Here is a 17,637-nt window from a genome sequence, read left to right as displayed (position 1 = left end):
AGGTGGGCCTGGAAGGGCCACGCTTCGGGAGGGCTCCCTCCGCGAGGATCACGGCATGGCCCCCCACACGGATCCCCGCCGATGACTCTGCAGGACCTCGCCGACGAGCTCGCCCAGGCTCTCGACCGCCCGGTGACGATCGAGGACGCCTCGAGCCGGGTGCTGGCCGCGACGCGCGCGCGCGAGGAGGCGCCTCACGACGGCGTGTTCCCCGTCCAGGATCCGCGGGGCCGGCTCGCGACCCTCCTCCTCCCCCGGGAGCGGCCCGCGCCGCTCACTCCGGCCGAGTACTCGCTCATCGACGCGGCCGTCGGAGCGATCCGCCGCCTCCTCGGCCCCTCGACGCGGGCGGGCGGCAGCTCCCGGCGCGCGGACGTCCTCGCGGCGCTCCTGGCGGCCGACGGCGGTACCCGGCGCGCCTCCTTCGCCGAGGCGGTGGAGCGCCGCTGGCTGCGCCGTGACGCCCAGACCGTGGTCCGCGCGGTGCGGCTGACCGGCCCTACCGGCTCCCTCCAGCGGACGGCGCTGGCGCGGCGGATCGACGCGAGCGCCGCCTCCGGGCTGACGTTCCTCGGCGACCAGGAGGGCGTGCTGTTCTTCGTGAGCGTGGAGGCGCCCGAGGCCGCCGCGGAGGCGGACGACGTCCTGCGGGCGGAGGCGCGCGGCCGCGGCACGGCCGTCGACGCGATCGGCTCGGCGCGCTTCGACGTCCGCGACGACGACCTCCTCCCGACCGCCGAGCGGGCCGCCCTCGCGGCGACCATCGTCGGCTCCCTGCCCGACGGCCGCGGCCGGGCCGACATCGCCGAGCTCGGGGCCTGGGTGCTCCTCGCCTCGATCGGGGCGGACAGCTCGCAGCTCGCCATGCTCTCGCCGGCCGCGGCGACGCTGCTCGAGCGGGGCGACGAGGTGCAGCGGCGGACGGTCGAGGCCTACCTCGACGTGCGCGGCAGTGTGCGGGAGGCGTGCGGGCTCCTCCACATCCACCGCACCACGCTCTACTACCGCCTCGACAACCTGCCCGAGGCGGTCCGGGAGGCGCTCGACGACGGCCTCGCCCGCAGCACGCTGCACCTCTGCCTCAAGCTGATGGAGTTCCGCGACGGGCTCGAGCGGCGGCGGGCCTCGTGACCGTGCCCGGGGACCTCCCGCAGGTCCGCCTCTACGGGCGGCGCGAGAGCCGCGACGCGTGGGAGATCCGCGACCTGCTCTCGCGCAGCGTCGTCTCGTTCTCGTGGACGCCGATCGACACGGACGAGCAGTGCCTCGCCGTCGCGGGGCATCCGCTCGCCACCGCGTCGCTCCCCCTCGTGGTGTTCCCGGACGGCAGCCGCGCCTCCGATCCGACGCTCGCCGAGGTCGCGGCCCGGCTCGGCTGGGTGGGCTCGCCGCGGCTCGCGGAGTACGACCTCTCCATCTACGGAGCCGGCCCGGCCGGGCTCTCGGCCGCCGTGTACGCCGCCTCGGAGGGGCTGAAGGTCGTGGTCCTCGAGCGCTCGGCCATCGGCGGCCAGGCCGGCTCGAGCAGCCTGATCGAGAACTACCTCGGCTTCCCGCACGGGATCGCGGGAGCCGATCTGGCCGAGCGGGCGCGGCAGCAGGCCGTCTCGTTCGGCGCCGAGCTGCTGCGGATGCGCGAGGGGATCCGCGGGCGCTTCGCCGACGACCGGATCCACGCGCTGCTCGCCGACGGGACGACCGTCGTCGCCCGCACCAACATCTGCGCCACGGGCATCCAGTGGCGCCGGCTCGGCCTCGAGCGCGAGGACGAGCTGCTCGGCGTCGGCCTCTACTACGGCGCCGGCACGAGCGAGGCGCCGCTCTGCGAGGGCGAGGACGTCGTGGTCGTCGGAGGCGGCAACTCGGCCGGGCAGGCCGTGATGAACCTCTCGGCGCACGCGCGGCACGTGACCATGCTGGTCCGCGGCCCGGATCTGGCCGACAGCCTCTCCTCCTACCTCGCGGAGCGCGTCGTCCGGCAGCCGAACGTGACGATCCTGCTCGACTCCCGCGTCACCCGCCTGCACGGCGCCGACGCCCTCGAGTCGATCGAGGTCGAGAACTCGACGACCGGTGTGCACGGGGCGCTGGCCACCTCCCACCTCTTCGTCTGCATCGGGGGCGAGCCGGATACGACGTGGGCGGCGGAGACCGCGATCGTCCGCGACTCCGGCGGCTACCTCGTGACGGGACCGGATCTCGCCGGTGAGCACGCGGCTCGCGACTGGCCGCTCGAGCGGGCGCCGTTCTACCTCGAGACCAGCGTCCCCGGCTCCTTCGCCGCGGGGGACGTGCGCCGCAGCTCGGTCAAGCGCGTCGCCTCCGCCGTCGGCGAGGGCGCGATGGCCGTCACCTTCGCCCACCGCCACCTGCAGGAGACCTCGTGAGCCGCCGCCTGCCGACGGTGCGCCACGGCGTCGGCTTCTGGATCGTCGCCGCGACCTTCCTGCTCGTGATGGCGTACTCGACGGTGCCGACTCCGCTCTACCCGCTCTACCAGCAGCTCGACGGCTTCCCGCCGTTCGTGATCACCGTCGTCTTCGCCGCCTACGCGGTCGGAGTGATCGTGAGCCTGTACCTCGCCGGTCACGTCAGCGACTGGCTCGGCCGCCGCCGAATGCTGCTGATCGCGGTGCTCGTCTCGGCGATCTCGGCCGTGCTCTTCTCGCTGACGACGGAGGTGCCGGGGCTGATCGTCGCCCGCTTCGTCAACGGCGTCAGCATCGGGATGCTCACCGCCACCGCGACCGCCCATCTGGGCGAGCTGCGCGCCCGTGCCCGGCCGGACGAGAACACGATCGTCGCCGCGTCGATCTCGGGCGCGGTGAACCTCGGCGGACTCTCGCTGGGCCCGCTGCTCGGAGGGGTCTTCGCCGAGTTCCTGCCCGATCCGCTCCTCCTGCCGCACCAGGTGTTCCTGGTCGCGCTGCTCGTGGCGGGCCTGGCGCTGCTCCTCGTGCCCGAGACGGTCGACGTGCCGGAGACGGCGCCCCCCTACCGGCCGCAGCGGCTCTCGGTGCCGGCGGACGCGCGCCGGGCGTTCCTGCTCGCGGCGTTCGGAGCGTTCTCGGCCTTCTCCGTCCTCGGCCTCTTCACCTCGCTCGCACCGACGTTCCTGGTGCAGACCTTCCAGGTGCGCGACCACCTGCTGGCCGGAGCGACGTCCTTCGCCGTGTTCGCCTCCGCGGCCCTCGGCCAGCTGCTGCTCGTGAAGGTGGGGACGCGCCTGCAGCTCTCGATCGCGGTGGCGGGCTGCGCGGTCGGGCTGGCGGCGGTCGCGGCCGGAGCGATCGCTCCGCAGCTGGGGGTGTTCCTCGCCGGAGCCGTCGTCTCGGGCTTCGGAGTGGGGCTGCTCTTCAAGGGCTCGATCGGCACGGCGGTCGCCCTCGCGGATCCCGCCCGCCGGGGCGAGACCCTGGCGGTGGTGTTCCTAGTCGCGTACACAGGGCTCGCCGTGCCCGCACTGGCAGCGGGAGCGGCGCTCGATCTCGTCGCCGCGACGACGGTGCTGACGGTGTTCGCGGCGCTGGTCCTGGCGGCGACCGCGACGGCCGGTGTGCTGCTGCGCGCCCGCAGCGCGGCGGCCGGGCGATGAGCGGCGGAGCGGGGCGGCGCTGCGGGGTGCGAGCCGGCGGCCGTCCGAGTGCCGACCGCGTGCACCCCGGACGGCCGCCCGCCACGTCAGAAGTCCTCGCGCCGCTCCTGCTCGGCCTCGGCGGCCGGCTCGAGCGCGGCGAGATCCCCGAGCGCGAGGCGCAGCTGGCGCAGCAGCCACTCCTCGGTCAGCGCACCCGCGTCGAGCGCGTCCAGCCGGCGGAGGCGCTCGGCGGCCGACCCGGTGAGGTCGGCGGGCGTCCCGGCGCTCATGCGCCGTACCCCGCTCCGCGGAGCAGGCGGCGCAGGTCGACGAGCTGCTGCTCGTCCACGTCCTTGTGGTGCCGCCGGTGGAGGGTCTCGGTCGTCGAGCCGACCGTCACCGAGAAGGCGCCGTCGTGCTTCTCGTGGACGGTGCCGACGGCCTCGAGCAGCGTCAGCACGTCCGCCCAGAGGACGTTGTGGCTCGGCGAGTCCTCGAGCAGCCGCTCGAGGGTGTCTCGCTGGTTCGAGTGGAGGTGGCGGGTGTCGGTCATGAACGGCCCTTCGGTGTCTGCGCACGCGCCCCGGTGGCGGTGCTCGGCGTCGCGTCCGACGGTAGGCGCGCGGGTGGAGCCGGTGCGCGAGTCGGATGACTCGAAGAGCGGACGCCGCGGGGCGGCCCCGCGAGAGGTGCGGCCGTGAATCCGGAGCCGGGCGACCGCCTCGACGAGGAGGAGCATCCCCGCACGCCCGCGCTGCCCGAGGCCGCCGTCTCCGCTGCGTCGCTCCCGGACCGGCCGGCCGCGTTCCTCAACGCCCTGCTGACCGAGCACTTCGTGCTGGAATCGGCGCGCGGCATCACCGTGACGGAGTCGAGCAGCCGCGCCTCGCTCTATCTGACGATGCTCTCCAGCTCGCTCGTGGCCTTCGGCTTCCTCGCCCCGACCCGGTACGCGATGGGGTTCCTCGCGGTGATCATCCCGGTCGTCGTGCTGCTGGGGGTGTTCACCTACGAGCGGCTGGTGCAGACCTCGATGGAGGACATCGCCGCGCTGACCGCCATCCAGCGCATCCGCCGCTACTATGGGACGCTGCTGCCGGGCGCGGGCGCCTACTTCGCGGTGCCGCGCGGCCGCCACGCGCCGAATGAGCTGCTCGAGATCGGCCGGCGGCAGAGCTGGCGGGGCATCTTCTTCACGATGTCCTCGGCGATCGCGGTGGTCAACTCGATCGTGGCGGGCGCCGGAGTCGCGCTCGCGCTGACGCAGAGCGGCGTGGACGAGGTCCCCGCGATCGCGTGCGGGATGGCGGCCGCGGTCGTCCTCGCGGTGCTGCACGGGGTGTACCAGTTCCACCGCTACCGGCAGATGCGGCTGCGGATCGCCGAGGCGGAGGCGCTGGACGGGGTCGAGAGGGGGTGACGGGGCGGGGCCCGGCCGGCGGGGTCCGGAGGTGACGGGCGCCGTTCAGACGCGGCGTCGGCCGCCCGCTGGGCAGCTGGCTCCGACCTGCTCCCGCGACTGCTCCCGCGACTGCTCAAGAGTTGTCGCACTCGACGCCCAGTGCGACAACTCCTGGACTCTCGTGGCGATCGCTCCTCGGCGGGCCGCCGCGAACATTCAGCAGTCGCCGTGGTCGGTCGCGAGCACGGCGACTCCTGGCTACTCGCCGCCTGTGGACAAGCGTTGGGTGTCGGCGGCTCCGACGGCCGCGACTGCTCGAGAGTTGTCGCACTCGACGCCCAGTGCGACAACTTCTGGACTCTCGTGGCGATCGCTCCTGGGCGGGCCGCCGCGATCATCCAGAAGTAGCCGTCGTCGGTCGCGAGCACGGCGACTTCTGTCTGCACGCCGCCTGCGGACGTGCGCAGGGAGCCGGCGGCCGGCGACTGTCCAGGAGTTGTCGCAGTCGATGCCGAGTGCGACAACTCCTGGACTCTCGCGAAAGTCCTGCGCTGTCGCGAGGCGCGCGGCTCAGCCGCGCTCGGCGCGCTCGGCGAGGAGGTACTGCCAGTCGCGCGGCACGCGGTCCTTCGGCCCCGGGGTGGTCTGGCTCGCCGGGTGGCTCTGCGGGTCGGCCAGTGCGGGGCCGTCGGCGTAGTCGTCGGTCCGGTAGTCCCAGAACCAGTCCTCGCCGGGCTCGAAGCTGCGGATGACCGCGTGGCCCGTCGAGTGGTAGTGGGCCGTCGCGTGGCGGTTCAGCGAGTCGTCGCAGCAGCCGATGTGCCCGCAGAGCGCGCAGCGGCGCAGGTGCAGCCACCACGAGCCGGACTGCTCGCACTCGACGCAGCCGGGGCCGCTCGGCGGGACGGAGGGGTCGATCATCTGCTGCGACGTCATGCCGCTCAGCATGCGCCTCCCGCGGCGGCAGGCACCAGGTCGGATGACTCGATCCTGCGGCTCCGTCACGCGCTCCGGGCGTCCTCGAGGCTGAGGAGCGCGTCGCGGAGCCCGGCCCGCGAGGTCACCCCGAGCTTGGGGAAGATCCGGTACAGGTGCCCGCTGACGGTGCGGGGCGAGACGAAGAGCTGCTGGGCGATCTGCTTGTTCGACAGGCCGGCAGCGGCCAGAGAGACCACGCGCCGCTCCTGCTCGCTGAGGTCGGCGGCGACCGGCGCCTCCCCCGCTCCGCCCGCCGCCCGCAGCTCGTGCTGGGCGCGGGCGAGCCAGAGCTCGGCCCCCACCGCGGCGAATCCCGCGGCGGCCTGGCGGAACCGGGTGCGCGCCTCCAGCGGGCGCATCCGGCGGCGCAGCCACTCGCCGTGGCAGAGCTGGACGCGCGCCCGCTCGAACGGCCACTCCTCGGAGGCCGGGTCGAGGGAGCGCTCGAAGAGGGCGCCAGCGCCGCCGGTCTGATCGAGGACCGCGGTCGCCGCGAGGGCGAGCATCCGCCCGCGGGGAGCGAGGGGCCGCGCGGCGAGGTCCGCCGCGGCCGTCGCCAGCTCGGCGCAGTGCTCGGGCAGGCGGAGGCGCGAGGCGGCCTCGGCTGCGTCGAGGAGCTCCAGCGGATCGCCGCCGGCGCGGGAGGAGGAGCGGGCGTGCGCCTCCTCGAAACGGCCGCCGCCGAGGTCGAGCGAGCACAGGGCGTGATCGGCGGCGCGCGCGACCGACGCCGCTCCGTGCCGCAGCGCCCAGGCCGTCGCGCGCTCGGCGCACTCGAGGGTGCGTGCGCGGTCGCCATGCACGGCGTGGCCCCGGGCTCGAGTCGCGTCGATCAGCGCGCGCACGGCGGGCAGGTCGTCGGCGCGGGCGGCGGCGCGGTCGAGGTCGGCCGAGGCGTCGTCGAGGCGACCGCCGTCGAGGGCGGTGGTGCCGCGGCGGAGGAGGGCGAGGGCGCCGGGCAGGCCGTCCGCCTCCTCCCCGCCGTCGAGGAGCCCGGCGAGGCGGTCGCGGCGATCGTCCGAGACCTCGAGCAGCGACCAGGCGAGATGCAGCGCGACCGTCTTCCACGGGTCGCCCGTGACCACGGAGTCCTCGGCGAGCCGCAGGCGACCCTCCCACTCCTCGTCCGGGACCGACCGCACGCAGGCCTCCACCAGGCGCAGGACGGGATCGAGGGGGTGCTCCTCGCCGACGGCGAGCGCCTCCTGCCACCACGCGGGATCGCCGCGGAGCGTGCAGGCGAGGTGGAGGACGGTCGCCAGCAGGTCGGCGGCGTCGTCGTGAGGGGCGGCGCGGTCGGCGGAGAGGCTGCCGGCGTCGTCGCGGGAGGCGCCGGTCTCGGCGGGAGCGACACCGCCGACTGGAGAGGCACCACCGACAGGAGAGGCACCACCGACAGGAGAGGCACCACCGACAGGAGAGGCACCACCGACAGACGAGTCACCGCCGGCGAGCGAGGCACCACCGACTCCCGAGCCCCCACGCCCCACCCGAGCGCCGAGCCCCCGGAGGGCCGCGCGGCGGACCCCGCCCACGTCCCCCGTGCGGAGCAGCGCATCGGCCAGCCGCGCCGCCTCGACGCCGGCCCCGGGAACCCCGCCGTCCTCCCGCGAGCGCTCGACCACCCGCTCGAGGGCCGCCGCGTCGCCGGTGAAGGCCGCGACGGCGGCCGCGCGCGCCTCGAGCTCCTCCCGCAGAGCAGCACCGCGCGCACTCGAGCGCGCCTCGGCGAGGAGGAGCAGCGCCTCCTGCGGCCGACCCGCGCGGAGTCGCTCCTCCGCCGCGTCCCTCAGCAGCCGCGCCCGCTCCTCCGGCCCGGCCGCGTCGTCCGCCGCGAGCAGCAGGCGGAGGTGCGGGGCCGACTCCGGGCGCTCGGCGAGCCGCCTCCGTGCCGCCCGCAGCGCTCGGGGCGACGCCGTCGAGAGCACCACCGCGCGGACCACCGGGTCGCGGAACGCACGGCCGCCCGCCGTCAGGATCCCCGCCTGCACCAGGGCGCGGTCCCCGTCTCCGGGGGCCGACCCGATGCTCTCCGGGAACTCGGCGCACGCCACCGCGGCGACCAGGAGCGCCTCCCGGCACTCCTCCGACAGCGGAGCCAGCAGGTCGAGCACCCTGGTCTCGGCCTGCTCGAGCCGCGGGTAGACCGGGAAGGGCGAGGGAGCGTCCTCGTCGGCCCAGGCCCGCCCGAGGACGTCGAGGAGCAGCGGATTCCCCTCCGCGACCCGCAGCAGGCGCGCCTCGACGGCGAGCGACCGCCGGCCGCCGTGGGCGCGCAGGAAGCCGCAGGCCGCCTCCGCGTCGAGGGGCTCGGTGCGACGGCGCCGGAGGCCCTCCCAGCCGGCGAGGACGCGCCGGTCGCCGGTGGCGAGGAGGCAGGCTGCGCCGACCTCGTCGACCAGCCGGGTCACCAGGGCCTGGAGGGTCTCGCGGGCGGCGACGTCGAACCGCTCCCAGTCGTCGACGACGATCAGGAAGCCGGGGTCGCAGGGCGAGGCGGAGGAGTCGCGCACCCGCTGCAGACGGCCGATCAGCGTGGCGAACAGCGCGAGCGAGGACGCGCCGATCACGGCGTCGCCCCGGTCCGGCCGCACCTCCACGACCTCGCAGCCGGCGGCGCGAGCGGTGGCCGCGGCGGAGCGCAGCATGTGCGTCCGGCCCGAGCCGATCCCGCCCTCGACCACCAGGAGCCGCTCCCGCGCGGGCGACGCCGAGCTCAGCATCCGGACCACCACGTCCTCGGGGGCGCTCGGGTGCGCGGGCGGCGAGGAGAGTGCACTGATCGTCATCGCGACTCCTGAGGGACGGGTTCCGAGGACCCCATGCTGACCGCCGGGCGCGGCCGCGCTCTCCTCCCTCTGTCGGAACCCTCCGGACCGCACCCTCTGTCGAACCGTCCCGAGCGCCCGTCTCCCGGTCGGCGCCGGGCAGGAGGCACAGGAGGGCAGTGGGCCCCGCGAGCGCCCGACGGTACTCTGTGTCCCACCGGACGACCGGTACGGCCCCACCCCCGCATGACCGCCGCTCGACCCGGCGGGTGATCCGATGGAGTCGCACGATGAGCTCTCGCAGCCCCCTCGCGGAGTTCCTCCGCGCTCGCCGGGCGGCGCTGCGGCCGGAGCAGGTCGGCGTGCCGACCGCGGGCACCCGGCGGCGGGTGCCGGGCCTGCGCCGCGAGGAGGTCGCCGACCGCGCCCGGATCAGCCGCGACTACTACCTCCGCGTCGAGCAGGGGCACGCGGTCGCCCCGTCCGACCAGGTGCTGAACGCCCTCGCCGAGGCGCTCGCCTTCGACGAGTTCGAGCGCGCCTACCTCTTCCGGCTGGCCCGGCTGCGCCCCGGCCCGCGCGATCCCGACTCCCCTCCGCCGGGCCAGGGCGTGGAGTCGCTGCTCGCCCACTGGCCGAGGACCCCGGCGTACGCGTTCGACCGCAACCTCGACGTCCTCGGCGCGAACGACCTGATGAGCCGTCTCGCCCCCGACAAGGGCGTGCCCGGCGCCAACATGCTGCTCTCCACGTCCCGCGGCTACGTGCGCGCCGTGGCGGACGGCGACCCGCCGGACCAGCTGCAGGCGTGGGGCCAGGTCTTCCGCGAGCTGATCGCCGCGCTGCGGTTCTACAGCGACCCCGACGATCCGCGGCTGCACGAGATCGTCGGCGAGTGCTCGGTCGAGAATCCGCTGTTCCGGTCGATCTGGGCCGAGTACCAGGTCCGCCCCTTCACCCACCGGTGGATCCGCGTCCACGTCGAGCCGTTCGGCTGGCTCGACCTCGAGATGCAGACCCTGGAGCTCGCCGGCGCTCCGGGCCGGTACGTCGTGACCTACCTCGCGGCAGCGGGGACTCCGGCGGCCGCGGCCGTCGACGTCCTCGCCTCGCTGCGGCCCGCTCCGGAGGCGGGCACCGCGCTGGCCGCCCCGGCCGGCGCCTGACGCGTGGCCGCGAGCCGGGCGAGAGCCTCGCGACCCGCCGCGTCACCCGCCTCGAACAGGAGCAGGAGGCGCGCGCCGTCCCGGACCAGCCGGTAGTCCATCGGAACGGAGCCGACCGCGGTGTCGAGGAACACGACCGACCCGCGTGCGTCGGCCTCCGCCCCGGCCGCCCACGAGTCCGCGAACCGCGGGCTCCTCGCCGAGAGCTCCCCGACGACCGTCAGGAACTCCCGGTCCCCCCGATGCCGCTCGAGCGAGTCGCGGAGCATCGCCGCGACCTGATCGGCGGCGGACCCCCAGCAGGGCAGGTCCTCGACCTCGGACGAGTCCAGGAAGGTGAAGCGGGCGATGCTCACTCCCGGGGCGAAGGCGGGCGAGAGCGCCCGCGCGCGCGGAGTCGCGGCCAGCACCCGCAGGTGCCGGTCCAGCAGCACCGCCGCCCTCCCCGCCCACGGCAGGAGCGCCGCCTCGTGATCCTCCGCCATGTCCCCGTCCCCTCCGCGCGTCCCTCCCTCAGCGCAGCGGAGTGATCCCCTGCGTCCCGGGCGGGAAGGTCGCCAGCACCTCCTCCGGGATGTTCAGGTGCTGCGCGACCAGCGACGGCGGCAGGTGGCTCAGCCACTGGGCGAGCGACACCTCCTCGTAGCGGGAGCTCTTGAAGGTCTCGATGTAGACGAGCGTGTCGTCGCCGGTGTTCTCCACGTAGTGGCCGAAGTTGCGGCGCACGACGCCCACGTCTCCGGCGTGGAAGTCGGTCGTGTTGGCGTGCGGGCCGGTGTTGAAGACGGTCATCCGAGCGGATCCGCGGAGGTAGTACTGCCACTCGTCGGCGTTGGGGTGCCAGTGCAGCTCGCGCATCGAGCCGGGCTCGACGGTCGTCAGCGCGGCCGAGACCGTGCGCGATGCCGGGAAGTTCGTGCTGTCGGCGATCTGGATCCGGCCTCCGCTGTTCTGGTAGACGGGTTCCGAGCGGGAGAGCCGGAAGATCACCGCCTCGTCGCCGTCCTGCACCCCGGCCGCGGCCCGGTCGGCCTGGAGGTCGCCGGGCACGTCGCCCGGGAAGATCCAGAGGTCGTGCAGCGGGATGTCGCGGAAGACCTCCTGCGCGACGCCGAAGTTCTTCGCCAGCACGTCCGGCGGCGTGTGCGCGAACCAGTCGGTGAGCAGGAGCGTGTTGCTCTCGGACTGCTCGCCGTCGTCGAACGCGAGCACGAACTCCGCCCCGTCCGGGCCGAGGCCCTGCAGGGAGTGCGGCAGGCCGGGCGGGAAGTACCAGAGGTCCCCCTCCTGCACGTCGTCGACACTGGGCCGGCCGGTGCGGCTGAGCGTGGTGATGCGGCAGTTCCCCTTGGTCATCAGCGCCCACTCGGCGCTCTGGTGCCAGTGCAGCTCGCGGATCCCGCCGGCCTCGAGGTACATGTTCACGCCGGCGATCTCGTTCGAGATCGCGAAGTCGGCCTGCGTGAGCTCGCGCGCCCAGCCTCCCCGCTGCACCCGCCGCGGCGAGATGTTGAAGGAGGACCAGAAGAACGGCTGCGTGCTGATGTCCGTCGCGGGCGCGGCGATCTGGTTCGGGAACAGTCCCTCCAGGACGCGGTTCTGCGGGCCGGTCATCGTGTTCGCCGAGGGATCGCCCTCGGTGTTCACGATCCCCTCCTGGGGGAGGTCCGGGTCTCCGAAACCGGGGGTCTCGTGGTGCGGAGCGGTGCTGTCGTCGGGTTCCACGGCGTTCTCCCTGCTGATCGTCCTGCGCGCCTGCGCTGCTCCGATCCCACCGCTCCGGCCCGGGCGGCACCACGGTCATCCGACTCGATCCGCCCCCCGACGACCGGCCGCGCTCAGCCGCCCAGGCCCTCGAGCACGTCCCGCGAGGGCACGAAGTAGACCCCGCCGGTCGTCGCGGTCGAGAAGTCGAGGAGGCGGTCGTGCCTGCCCGCGGGCACGCCGACGAACATCCGCGTCAGCATCGTCTCGATCACCGACAGGTCGGCGGCCAGGCCGAGGAAGTACGTGCCGAACTCGCCCTTGCCGGGCCGGCCGAAGGGCATGTTGTCGCGGAGGATGTCGTGCTCGGTCCCGCCGGCGTCGACCACGGTCGCGAGCCCCTTGTGCGAGAGCTGCGCCGGATCGTCCTCGCGCTCGACGTTGTCGGCCTTGCTCCGGCCGATGACCCGCTCCTGCTGCTCGGTGGTGAGCGCGTGCCAGGCCGTCAGGTCGTGCAGGTACTTCTGCACGACCAGGTAGCTGCCGCCCGCGAACGCCGTGTCCTCCGCGCCGATCAGCGCGACGCGGGGCAGCGCCTCCCCGGTCGGGTTCTCGGTGCCGTCGACGAAGCCCAGCAGGTCGCGGTTGTCGAAGTAGCGGAAGCCGACCACCTCGTCGCGGACGACGACGTCCTCGCCGAGCGCGTCGAGCAGGAGGCGCTCGAACTCGAAGCAGGCGTCGTCGCGCTCCGCCCGGATGTGGAACAGGAGGTCGGTCTGCGTCGAGACGGCCGTGTGCGCCGCGCCGACCACCTCCCGGAACGGGTGCAGCTGCGCGGGGCGCCCCTCCCCGCCGAAGCGGTCCCACGCATCGCTCCCGATCCCGACCAGGCAGGAGAGGCGCAGGCCCAGGTCGCGGAAGCCGACCGCGCGGAGGATCCCGCCCACGTCGGCGACGACGTCCCGCACGCGGTCCGCGGCGTCCTGCCCGCCGACGATGTCGAGCGAGAGGAAGACGGCGGACCGGCTGAGCGGAGCGACGACCGCCTGCGGCTCGATCGGGACGCGGTCCTCGACGGTCACCGGAGCACCGCCGGCCGGGGCGTCGTCGTCCTGCGCGTCGGCAGGGCCGTCGTCGTGGGCGTCGTCGTGGGCATCGCGACCTCCGATCCGCGCGCCGCGGGAGGGCGCGTCCGCCGCGATCCTGTCAGCGTCCGCGGTGCCGGTCACGAGTCATCCGACCCCACTCGGCGAGCGCGGCCGGCGGCCCCGGCACCGCCCGGGCGACCAGGTCTGGACGATCGTCGGAACATCTCCCCGCACTCTTCAGGGAGCGCTCCCACGCCCCTATCGTGGAGCCGCTCCCCACCCTCATCCGGGGAGGCACCACCTTGGACACGACCCGGGCCGGGCTCGGGATCGACACGAGCACGGAGGTTCGAAGATGCCGTTTGTGACCACGGACGACGACGTCGAGATCTACTACAAGGACTGGGGCAGCACCGACGCGCAGCCCATCGTCTTCCACCACGGCTGGCCGCTGTCGTCCGACGACTGGGACGCGCAGATGCTGTTCTTCCACGCGCACGGCTACCGCGTCATCGCGACCGACCGCCGCGGGCACGGACGCTCGACCCAGGTCGGCACCGGACACGACATGGACCACTACGCCAGCGACGTGAACGCGGTCGTCGAGCACCTAGACCTCCGGAACGCGATCCACATCGGCCACTCCACCGGAGGCGGCCAGGTCGCGCGCTACGTCGCGAAGTACGGCGAGCCCCAGGGCCGAGTGGCCAAGGCCGTCCTCGTCTCGTCGGTCCCGCCGCTGATGGTGCAGACCGAGGCGAACCCCGAGGGCACGCCGATCTCGGTGTTCGACGGCTTCCGCGACGCTCTCGCGGCGAACCGCGCCGAGTTCTACCAGGCCGTGGCCTCCGGGCCCTTCTACGGCTTCAACCGCGAGGGCGTCGAGCTCTCGCAGCCCGTGGTCGACAACTGGTGGCGCCAGGGCATGACCGGATCCGCGCTGGCGCACTACGAGGGCATCAAGGCCTTCTCGGAGACGGACCAGACCGAGGACCTGAAGGCGATCACCGTCCCCGTCCTCGTCACCCAGGGCGACGACGACCAGGTCGTCCCCTACAAGGACGCCTCGCTCAAGCAGCACGAGCTGCTGCAGAACTCGACGCTCAAGATCTACGAGGGCTACCCGCACGGCATGCTGACCGTCCACGCCGACGTCATCAACCCCGACCTGCTGGCCTTCATCCAGGAGTAGCGCGGTCCGCTCGCAGGCGCGTCCCGGCCGTTCCGGGGCGCGCCTGCGCGTCTGCGCTCGAACGGGGGCCGGGTGCCCCTGCGAGCGGAGTCCGGCCTCAGGCGTCGGCGCCCGCGGCCCTCCCGAGCACCGCGGCGAGCTCGCCCCGCCCGCCGATCCCGAGCTTGCGGTACGCCGCGTACAGGTGCGCGCCGACCGTGCGCGGCGAGAGGAACAGGTTCTGCGCGATCGCGCGGTTCGACAGCCCCGTGCTCGCGAGAGCGCAGATGCGCAGCTCCTGCGGGGTCAGCGTCGCAGCGGCCGGCGACGGCGCGTCGGCGATCCTCCCTCCGGCGGCCCGGAGCGCGTCACGGGCCCGATCGGCCCAGGCGTGGATCGGCAGCTCCTCGAGCATCGCCAGCGACTCGCGGAGGAGGGGCCTCGCCTCCGCCGCCCGACCGGCCCGGTGCAGCGCGTCGCCCACGAGCAGCAGCGCCCGCGCCCGCACGTACGGGAGCGGCGGCGGAGTCCGGCGGAGCAGCCCGGCCGCGGCGTCCGGCGCTCCGTCGGCGCGCGCCACGGCGATCTGCGCGTACCGGAGGGCCGCCTCGATCATCGGCTGGTGCCAGCGCTCGAAGAGCGCTTCCAGCCTCGCGGCGTGCAGGCGCACGACTCCGACGTCCCCGATCGCGAGAGCCGCGTCGACGAGGTCGGGCGTGGTCAGGATCGCGAAGCCGGGGTTCAGGGAGTCGTCGTCCGTGTCGAGGAGGGGCAGGAGCTCCGGCACGGCGTCGCCCGGTCGCGACTCGAGGACCGCCACCGCCGCTCGCGATCCGCGGAGCGTCGCCCGCATCACGCTCGAGCAGAGGACGGCCGCGCCGATCGCGCTGCCCGCGCTGATCGCCTCGGGATCGGGCGCGACTCCCTCCATCGCGTCGAACCAGGCCAGGCAGGCCCGGGAGGCGGTCTCGAAGCCGACGTCCCCCAGGTCGCTCCCGAGGACGAGCGCCTCCTCGGCGAAGGAGCGGGCGCGCGAGATGCGGCCGGCGAGCGACGTGGTCATCGAGGCGGCGAGGAGCGCCTGCGGGAGGATCCGGATGTCGCCGCGCGCGCGCAGCCCGGTGATCGCCGCCTCCAGGAGCTCCCGGGCGACCTCGACCTCGCCCGCCGTGTTCAGCGCGTAGCCGAGCCACCACGCCTCCTCCGGACCGCTCGCCCCGCCGGCCGCCGCGAGCGCCCGGCGGACGACCTCGTCGCCGCGGGCGATCGGCTCGGTGACCGCCGCGAGCAGGACGGCGCGCGGGTCGGAGTCGTCGAGGGCGAGCGCGCGCACCGCCTGGATCATCGGCTCCCCCGGCGACGCCTCGCGGTTGTGGTCCCAGGCGATGGCGGCGAGGTGCAGGAGCGCGGCGGTCGCGGCGTCGACGGCTCCGTGGCTCTGCAGCGCCGTCACTGCGGCGAGCGCGGGCGAGAGGTCTCCCCGCGAGAGGGCCGTGCGCCCGGTCGGCAGCGTCTCGCGCGTCCAGGCGGCGCGGGCGGTGAGCACCGGATCGACGGTCTCGCCCGCCGCGCGGTGCACGAGCAGCGCCGCCTCCGCGGTCCGGCCGGCGAGCCCGGAGTACTCGGCCGCGTCGATCAGGCGCGAGACGCGCAGCGGCCCCGCGGGGGTCAGCTCCGCCGCCCGCTCCATCGCCTGAGCCGCCAGGACGACGTCGCCCGTCGCGAGGCCGGACGCCGCGAGACCGGCGAGCTCCTCGCCCACCGGCCCGTCCGAGCCGGTCGCGAGCTCCGACCGCCACCAGAGCGTCCGGCTCGGGTCGTCGCGGTGCTCCTGGACGAGCGTGCGGAGCACGGCCGCGCGCTCGGAGGGGCGGCTCACGCTCGTCACCGCGGACTGCACGAGAGGGTGCCGGAAGCGGAGTCCGCTCCCCAGCGTCCAGCTGAGCAGCGACGCGGCGACGGCCCGGTCGATCCAGGAGGGGTCGGGGTGGCGGCCGATCGCCAGGTTCGCCAGCCGGCTCGCCTCCTCCGCCGTCGCGACGTCGCCCAGCGCCACGGCCAGCACGGCGAGCCGCGAGGGCTGGTCGAGCTCCGCGAAGCGCTCGGCGAAGGCCGACTCGAGGCGTCCGGTCACCGCGCGGTCCTCCGCCTCGTCGGCCGACGGGTCGCGCCCGGTCAGCTCCACCAGGGCGAGCGGATTCCCGCGGGCGAGGTCGAGCAGAGCGCGCCGGGCGGCGCCGCGAGGAGGATGCGGGAGTGTGTCGAGGAGAGCGGCCGAGTCGGCGGCCGACAGCGGCCCGAGGTGGAGGTGCTCGAGGCCGGAGTCCTCCTCGGGCCGGTCCCTCGTGGTCATCACGACGACGACGCGGTCCTCGCCGATGCGCCGGGCGAGCATCCGCAGCGCCCACGCCGACTCCGGGTCGATCCGGTGCAGGTCCTCCACGACGACCAGCAGGGGCCGATCGGCGGCCGCGTCGCTCAGGAGGGTCAGGGCCGAGAGGCCGGCCAGGAGCGGCGTCGGCTGCACTCCGTCCGCCAGGTGGAAGGCCACGCGGAGCGCGTCCCGCTGCGGCAGGGGCAGGCCGTCGAGGCCCGGGCGGAGCGGGTGCAGGAGGAGCTGCAGCGCCGCGTACTGGTCGCCCGACTCCGCTGCGGAGCCCGCGGTCCGCAGCACCCGCACGTCGAGTGCGCGGGCGTAGGCGACGACCTCCTCGACCAGGGTGGTCTTGCCGACCCCGGCGTCCCCGTCGATGACGAGCGCCGATCCGTGGGCGGCGATGCCGTCGACCATCAGCCGGAGTCGCGCGAGCTCCGATCCCCGACCGACGACGAGCGCGTCCCGCTTCACGCGTCGAGTATCGCACCCTCGCGCAGACACTCCTCGACCCGGTGACGGGCCCGGATGAAATCGATCGCGGCGGCCGCGGCGCTGCCGGGGGCGCCGAAGAAGGAGGTCAGGAAGTGGTCGCCTCCGTGCACCTCCAGGGTCTGCCAGCGGAAGGCGATGAAGCCGAAGGGGTCGACGCGCACCGGCGACGAGCCCTCGCGGAGCGGGTACGCCTCCTGGCTCGCCCAGACGCGGCGGAACACCCGCGAGCGGCCGCCGAGCGAGGCGACCAGGACCCGCAGACGCGGGTCCACCGGGTCGGAGTGGAAGCGGAGGGCGGCGGTCATCACGGCGATCGTGCGGTCCCAGTCCTCGTGCCGCTCGGCGTCGGTCTCGAGCGCCGCGGCGTCGACGACGGCCTCGATCATGTTGGTCCCCTGCTCGCAGGCCAGGGGGAGGAACAGGCGGCCGAGCTCGTTCACGGCGACGAGGTCCTGGTAGCGGTCGACCACGTAGGCGGGCGTCGTGGTCCAGGACGAGACCATGCTCGTCAGGCTGCCGACCTGCGCCGGGGTCGGCCCGGCCTGCGCCCAGCCCGGTGAGCGGCGCGGCGCGGCGTGTCCGCCGAGCCGGAAGAGGTAGTCGCGCCCGTCCGCGTCGAGACGGAACGCGCGGGCCAGAGCGTCCAGGACCTGCGCCGAGGGGCGGCGGTCCTTGCCCTGCTCGAGCCGCAGGTAGTAGTCCGGGCTGATCCCCGCGAGCACGGCGACCTCCTGGCGGCGCAGCCCGCTGACGCGGCGCCTGCCGTCGGCGCCCAGGCCGACCTCGTCGGGGCGCAGCCGGTCGCGGTGCCCCCGGAGGTAGGCGCCGAGCCGCGCGGTGTCCGTGTCCACGATCCCGCCCTTCTCTCCCTTCGAGGCTAGGGAGGAGGCGGGCCCGACTCCACGCGACGCCGA

The 17,637-nt window shown here is 74.7% G+C and carries 15 protein-coding genes; 6 read left to right on the top strand and 9 right to left on the bottom strand.

What is annotated here, in order from left to right; genetic code table 11:
* Positions 1–81 precede the first annotated feature (81 nt).
* Genes C5D66_RS07545 through C5D66_RS07535 form a run of 3 tightly spaced genes read left to right on the top strand, consistent with a single transcriptional unit; the run spans position 82 to position 3,595 of the window.
* Positions 82–1,131, top strand: coding sequence for a helix-turn-helix domain-containing protein (locus tag C5D66_RS07545; RefSeq protein WP_104255754.1), 1,050 nt, complete (start codon positions 82–84; stop codon positions 1,129–1,131).
* A complete protein-coding gene (locus tag C5D66_RS07540) occupies positions 1,128–2,387 on the top strand; it encodes an NAD(P)/FAD-dependent oxidoreductase (protein WP_219814510.1) in 1,260 nt (419 codons plus the stop codon). Before C5D66_RS07545 ends, C5D66_RS07540 begins: the two co-directional genes overlap by 4 nt.
* Positions 2,384–3,595 carry an MFS transporter gene (locus C5D66_RS07535; RefSeq protein ID WP_258061277.1) on the top strand — a complete coding sequence of 404 codons (1,212 nt, stop codon included), beginning with the start codon at positions 2,384–2,386 and terminating at the stop codon, positions 3,593–3,595. Before C5D66_RS07540 ends, C5D66_RS07535 begins: the two co-directional genes overlap by 4 nt.
* Before the next feature lie 86 nt (positions 3,596–3,681).
* On the opposite strand, the gene C5D66_RS07530 is transcribed toward C5D66_RS07535, so the two are convergent.
* The gene (locus tag C5D66_RS07530) at positions 3,682–3,867 is read right to left on the bottom strand and encodes a hypothetical protein (protein ID WP_104224778.1); all 186 of its coding nucleotides are present in this window, start codon (positions 3,865–3,867) and stop codon (positions 3,682–3,684) included.
* Positions 3,864–4,130, bottom strand: coding sequence for a hypothetical protein (locus C5D66_RS07525; RefSeq protein WP_104255753.1), 267 nt, complete (start codon positions 4,128–4,130; stop codon positions 3,864–3,866). Before C5D66_RS07525 ends, C5D66_RS07530 begins: the two co-directional genes overlap by 4 nt.
* A gap of 144 nt (positions 4,131–4,274) precedes the next feature.
* Between C5D66_RS07525 and C5D66_RS07520 the strand changes: the two genes are divergently transcribed.
* The gene (locus C5D66_RS07520) at positions 4,275–4,997 is read left to right on the top strand and encodes a hypothetical protein (protein WP_104255752.1); all 723 of its coding nucleotides are present in this window, start codon (positions 4,275–4,277) and stop codon (positions 4,995–4,997) included.
* Positions 4,998–5,549: 552 nt separating this feature from the next.
* Here C5D66_RS07520 and C5D66_RS07515 read toward each other — a convergent pair.
* Both C5D66_RS07515 and C5D66_RS07510 read right to left on the bottom strand, forming a co-directional pair.
* A complete protein-coding gene (locus tag C5D66_RS07515) occupies positions 5,550–5,915 on the bottom strand; it encodes a UBP-type zinc finger domain-containing protein (protein WP_104227372.1) in 366 nt (121 codons plus the stop codon).
* Between the two features lie 65 nt (positions 5,916–5,980).
* Entirely contained in the window at positions 5,981–8,746 is a 2,766-nt protein-coding gene (locus C5D66_RS07510; protein WP_104326875.1) for a LuxR C-terminal-related transcriptional regulator, read from the bottom strand.
* Between the two features lie 269 nt (positions 8,747–9,015).
* Here C5D66_RS07510 and C5D66_RS07505 point away from each other — a divergent pair, with 269 nt between their 5' ends.
* Complete coding sequence (locus C5D66_RS07505; RefSeq protein ID WP_104256536.1) at positions 9,016–9,891, top strand: helix-turn-helix transcriptional regulator; 876 nt, start codon at positions 9,016–9,018, stop codon at positions 9,889–9,891.
* Here the strand turns inward: C5D66_RS07505 and C5D66_RS07500 are convergent.
* The 3 genes from C5D66_RS07500 to C5D66_RS07490 form a co-directional block, all read right to left on the bottom strand.
* On the bottom strand, positions 9,783–10,376 hold the full coding sequence (locus C5D66_RS07500) for a hypothetical protein (protein WP_104274589.1): 594 nt from the start codon (positions 10,374–10,376) through the stop codon (positions 9,783–9,785). The two genes, C5D66_RS07505 and C5D66_RS07500, sit on opposite strands and share 109 nt — an antisense overlap.
* Positions 10,377–10,404: 28 nt before the next feature.
* Positions 10,405–11,616 (bottom strand): cupin domain-containing protein, encoded by a 1,212-nt coding sequence (locus C5D66_RS07495; RefSeq protein ID WP_244229514.1) that lies wholly within the window; start codon positions 11,614–11,616, stop codon positions 10,405–10,407.
* Between the two features lie 113 nt (positions 11,617–11,729).
* Positions 11,730–12,824, bottom strand: a complete 1,095-nt coding sequence (locus tag C5D66_RS07490) for a Dyp-type peroxidase (RefSeq protein WP_308471759.1) — start codon at positions 12,822–12,824, stop codon at positions 11,730–11,732.
* A gap of 214 nt (positions 12,825–13,038) precedes the next feature.
* Between C5D66_RS07490 and C5D66_RS07485 the strand changes: the two genes are divergently transcribed.
* Positions 13,039–13,875, top strand: a complete 837-nt coding sequence (locus tag C5D66_RS07485; protein ID WP_104227375.1) for an alpha/beta fold hydrolase — start codon at positions 13,039–13,041, stop codon at positions 13,873–13,875.
* Between the two features lie 97 nt (positions 13,876–13,972).
* Here the strand turns inward: C5D66_RS07485 and C5D66_RS07480 are convergent, their stop codons facing one another.
* On the bottom strand, positions 13,973–16,702 hold the full coding sequence (locus C5D66_RS07480) for an AAA family ATPase (RefSeq protein WP_104326874.1): 2,730 nt from the start codon (positions 16,700–16,702) through the stop codon (positions 13,973–13,975).
* A complete protein-coding gene (locus C5D66_RS07475; RefSeq protein ID WP_146079268.1) occupies positions 16,699–17,574 on the bottom strand; it encodes a helix-turn-helix domain-containing protein in 876 nt (291 codons plus the stop codon). The genes C5D66_RS07480 and C5D66_RS07475 overlap by 4 nt, the downstream gene beginning before the upstream one ends.
* Positions 17,575–17,637: the final 63 nt, after the last annotated feature.

It is taken from the genome of Rathayibacter sp. AY1B4 (genome assembly GCF_002932815.1).
Lineage (GTDB): Bacteria > Actinomycetota > Actinomycetes > Actinomycetales > Microbacteriaceae > Rathayibacter.
This window is presented reverse-complemented; position numbering and strand designations above follow the sequence as displayed.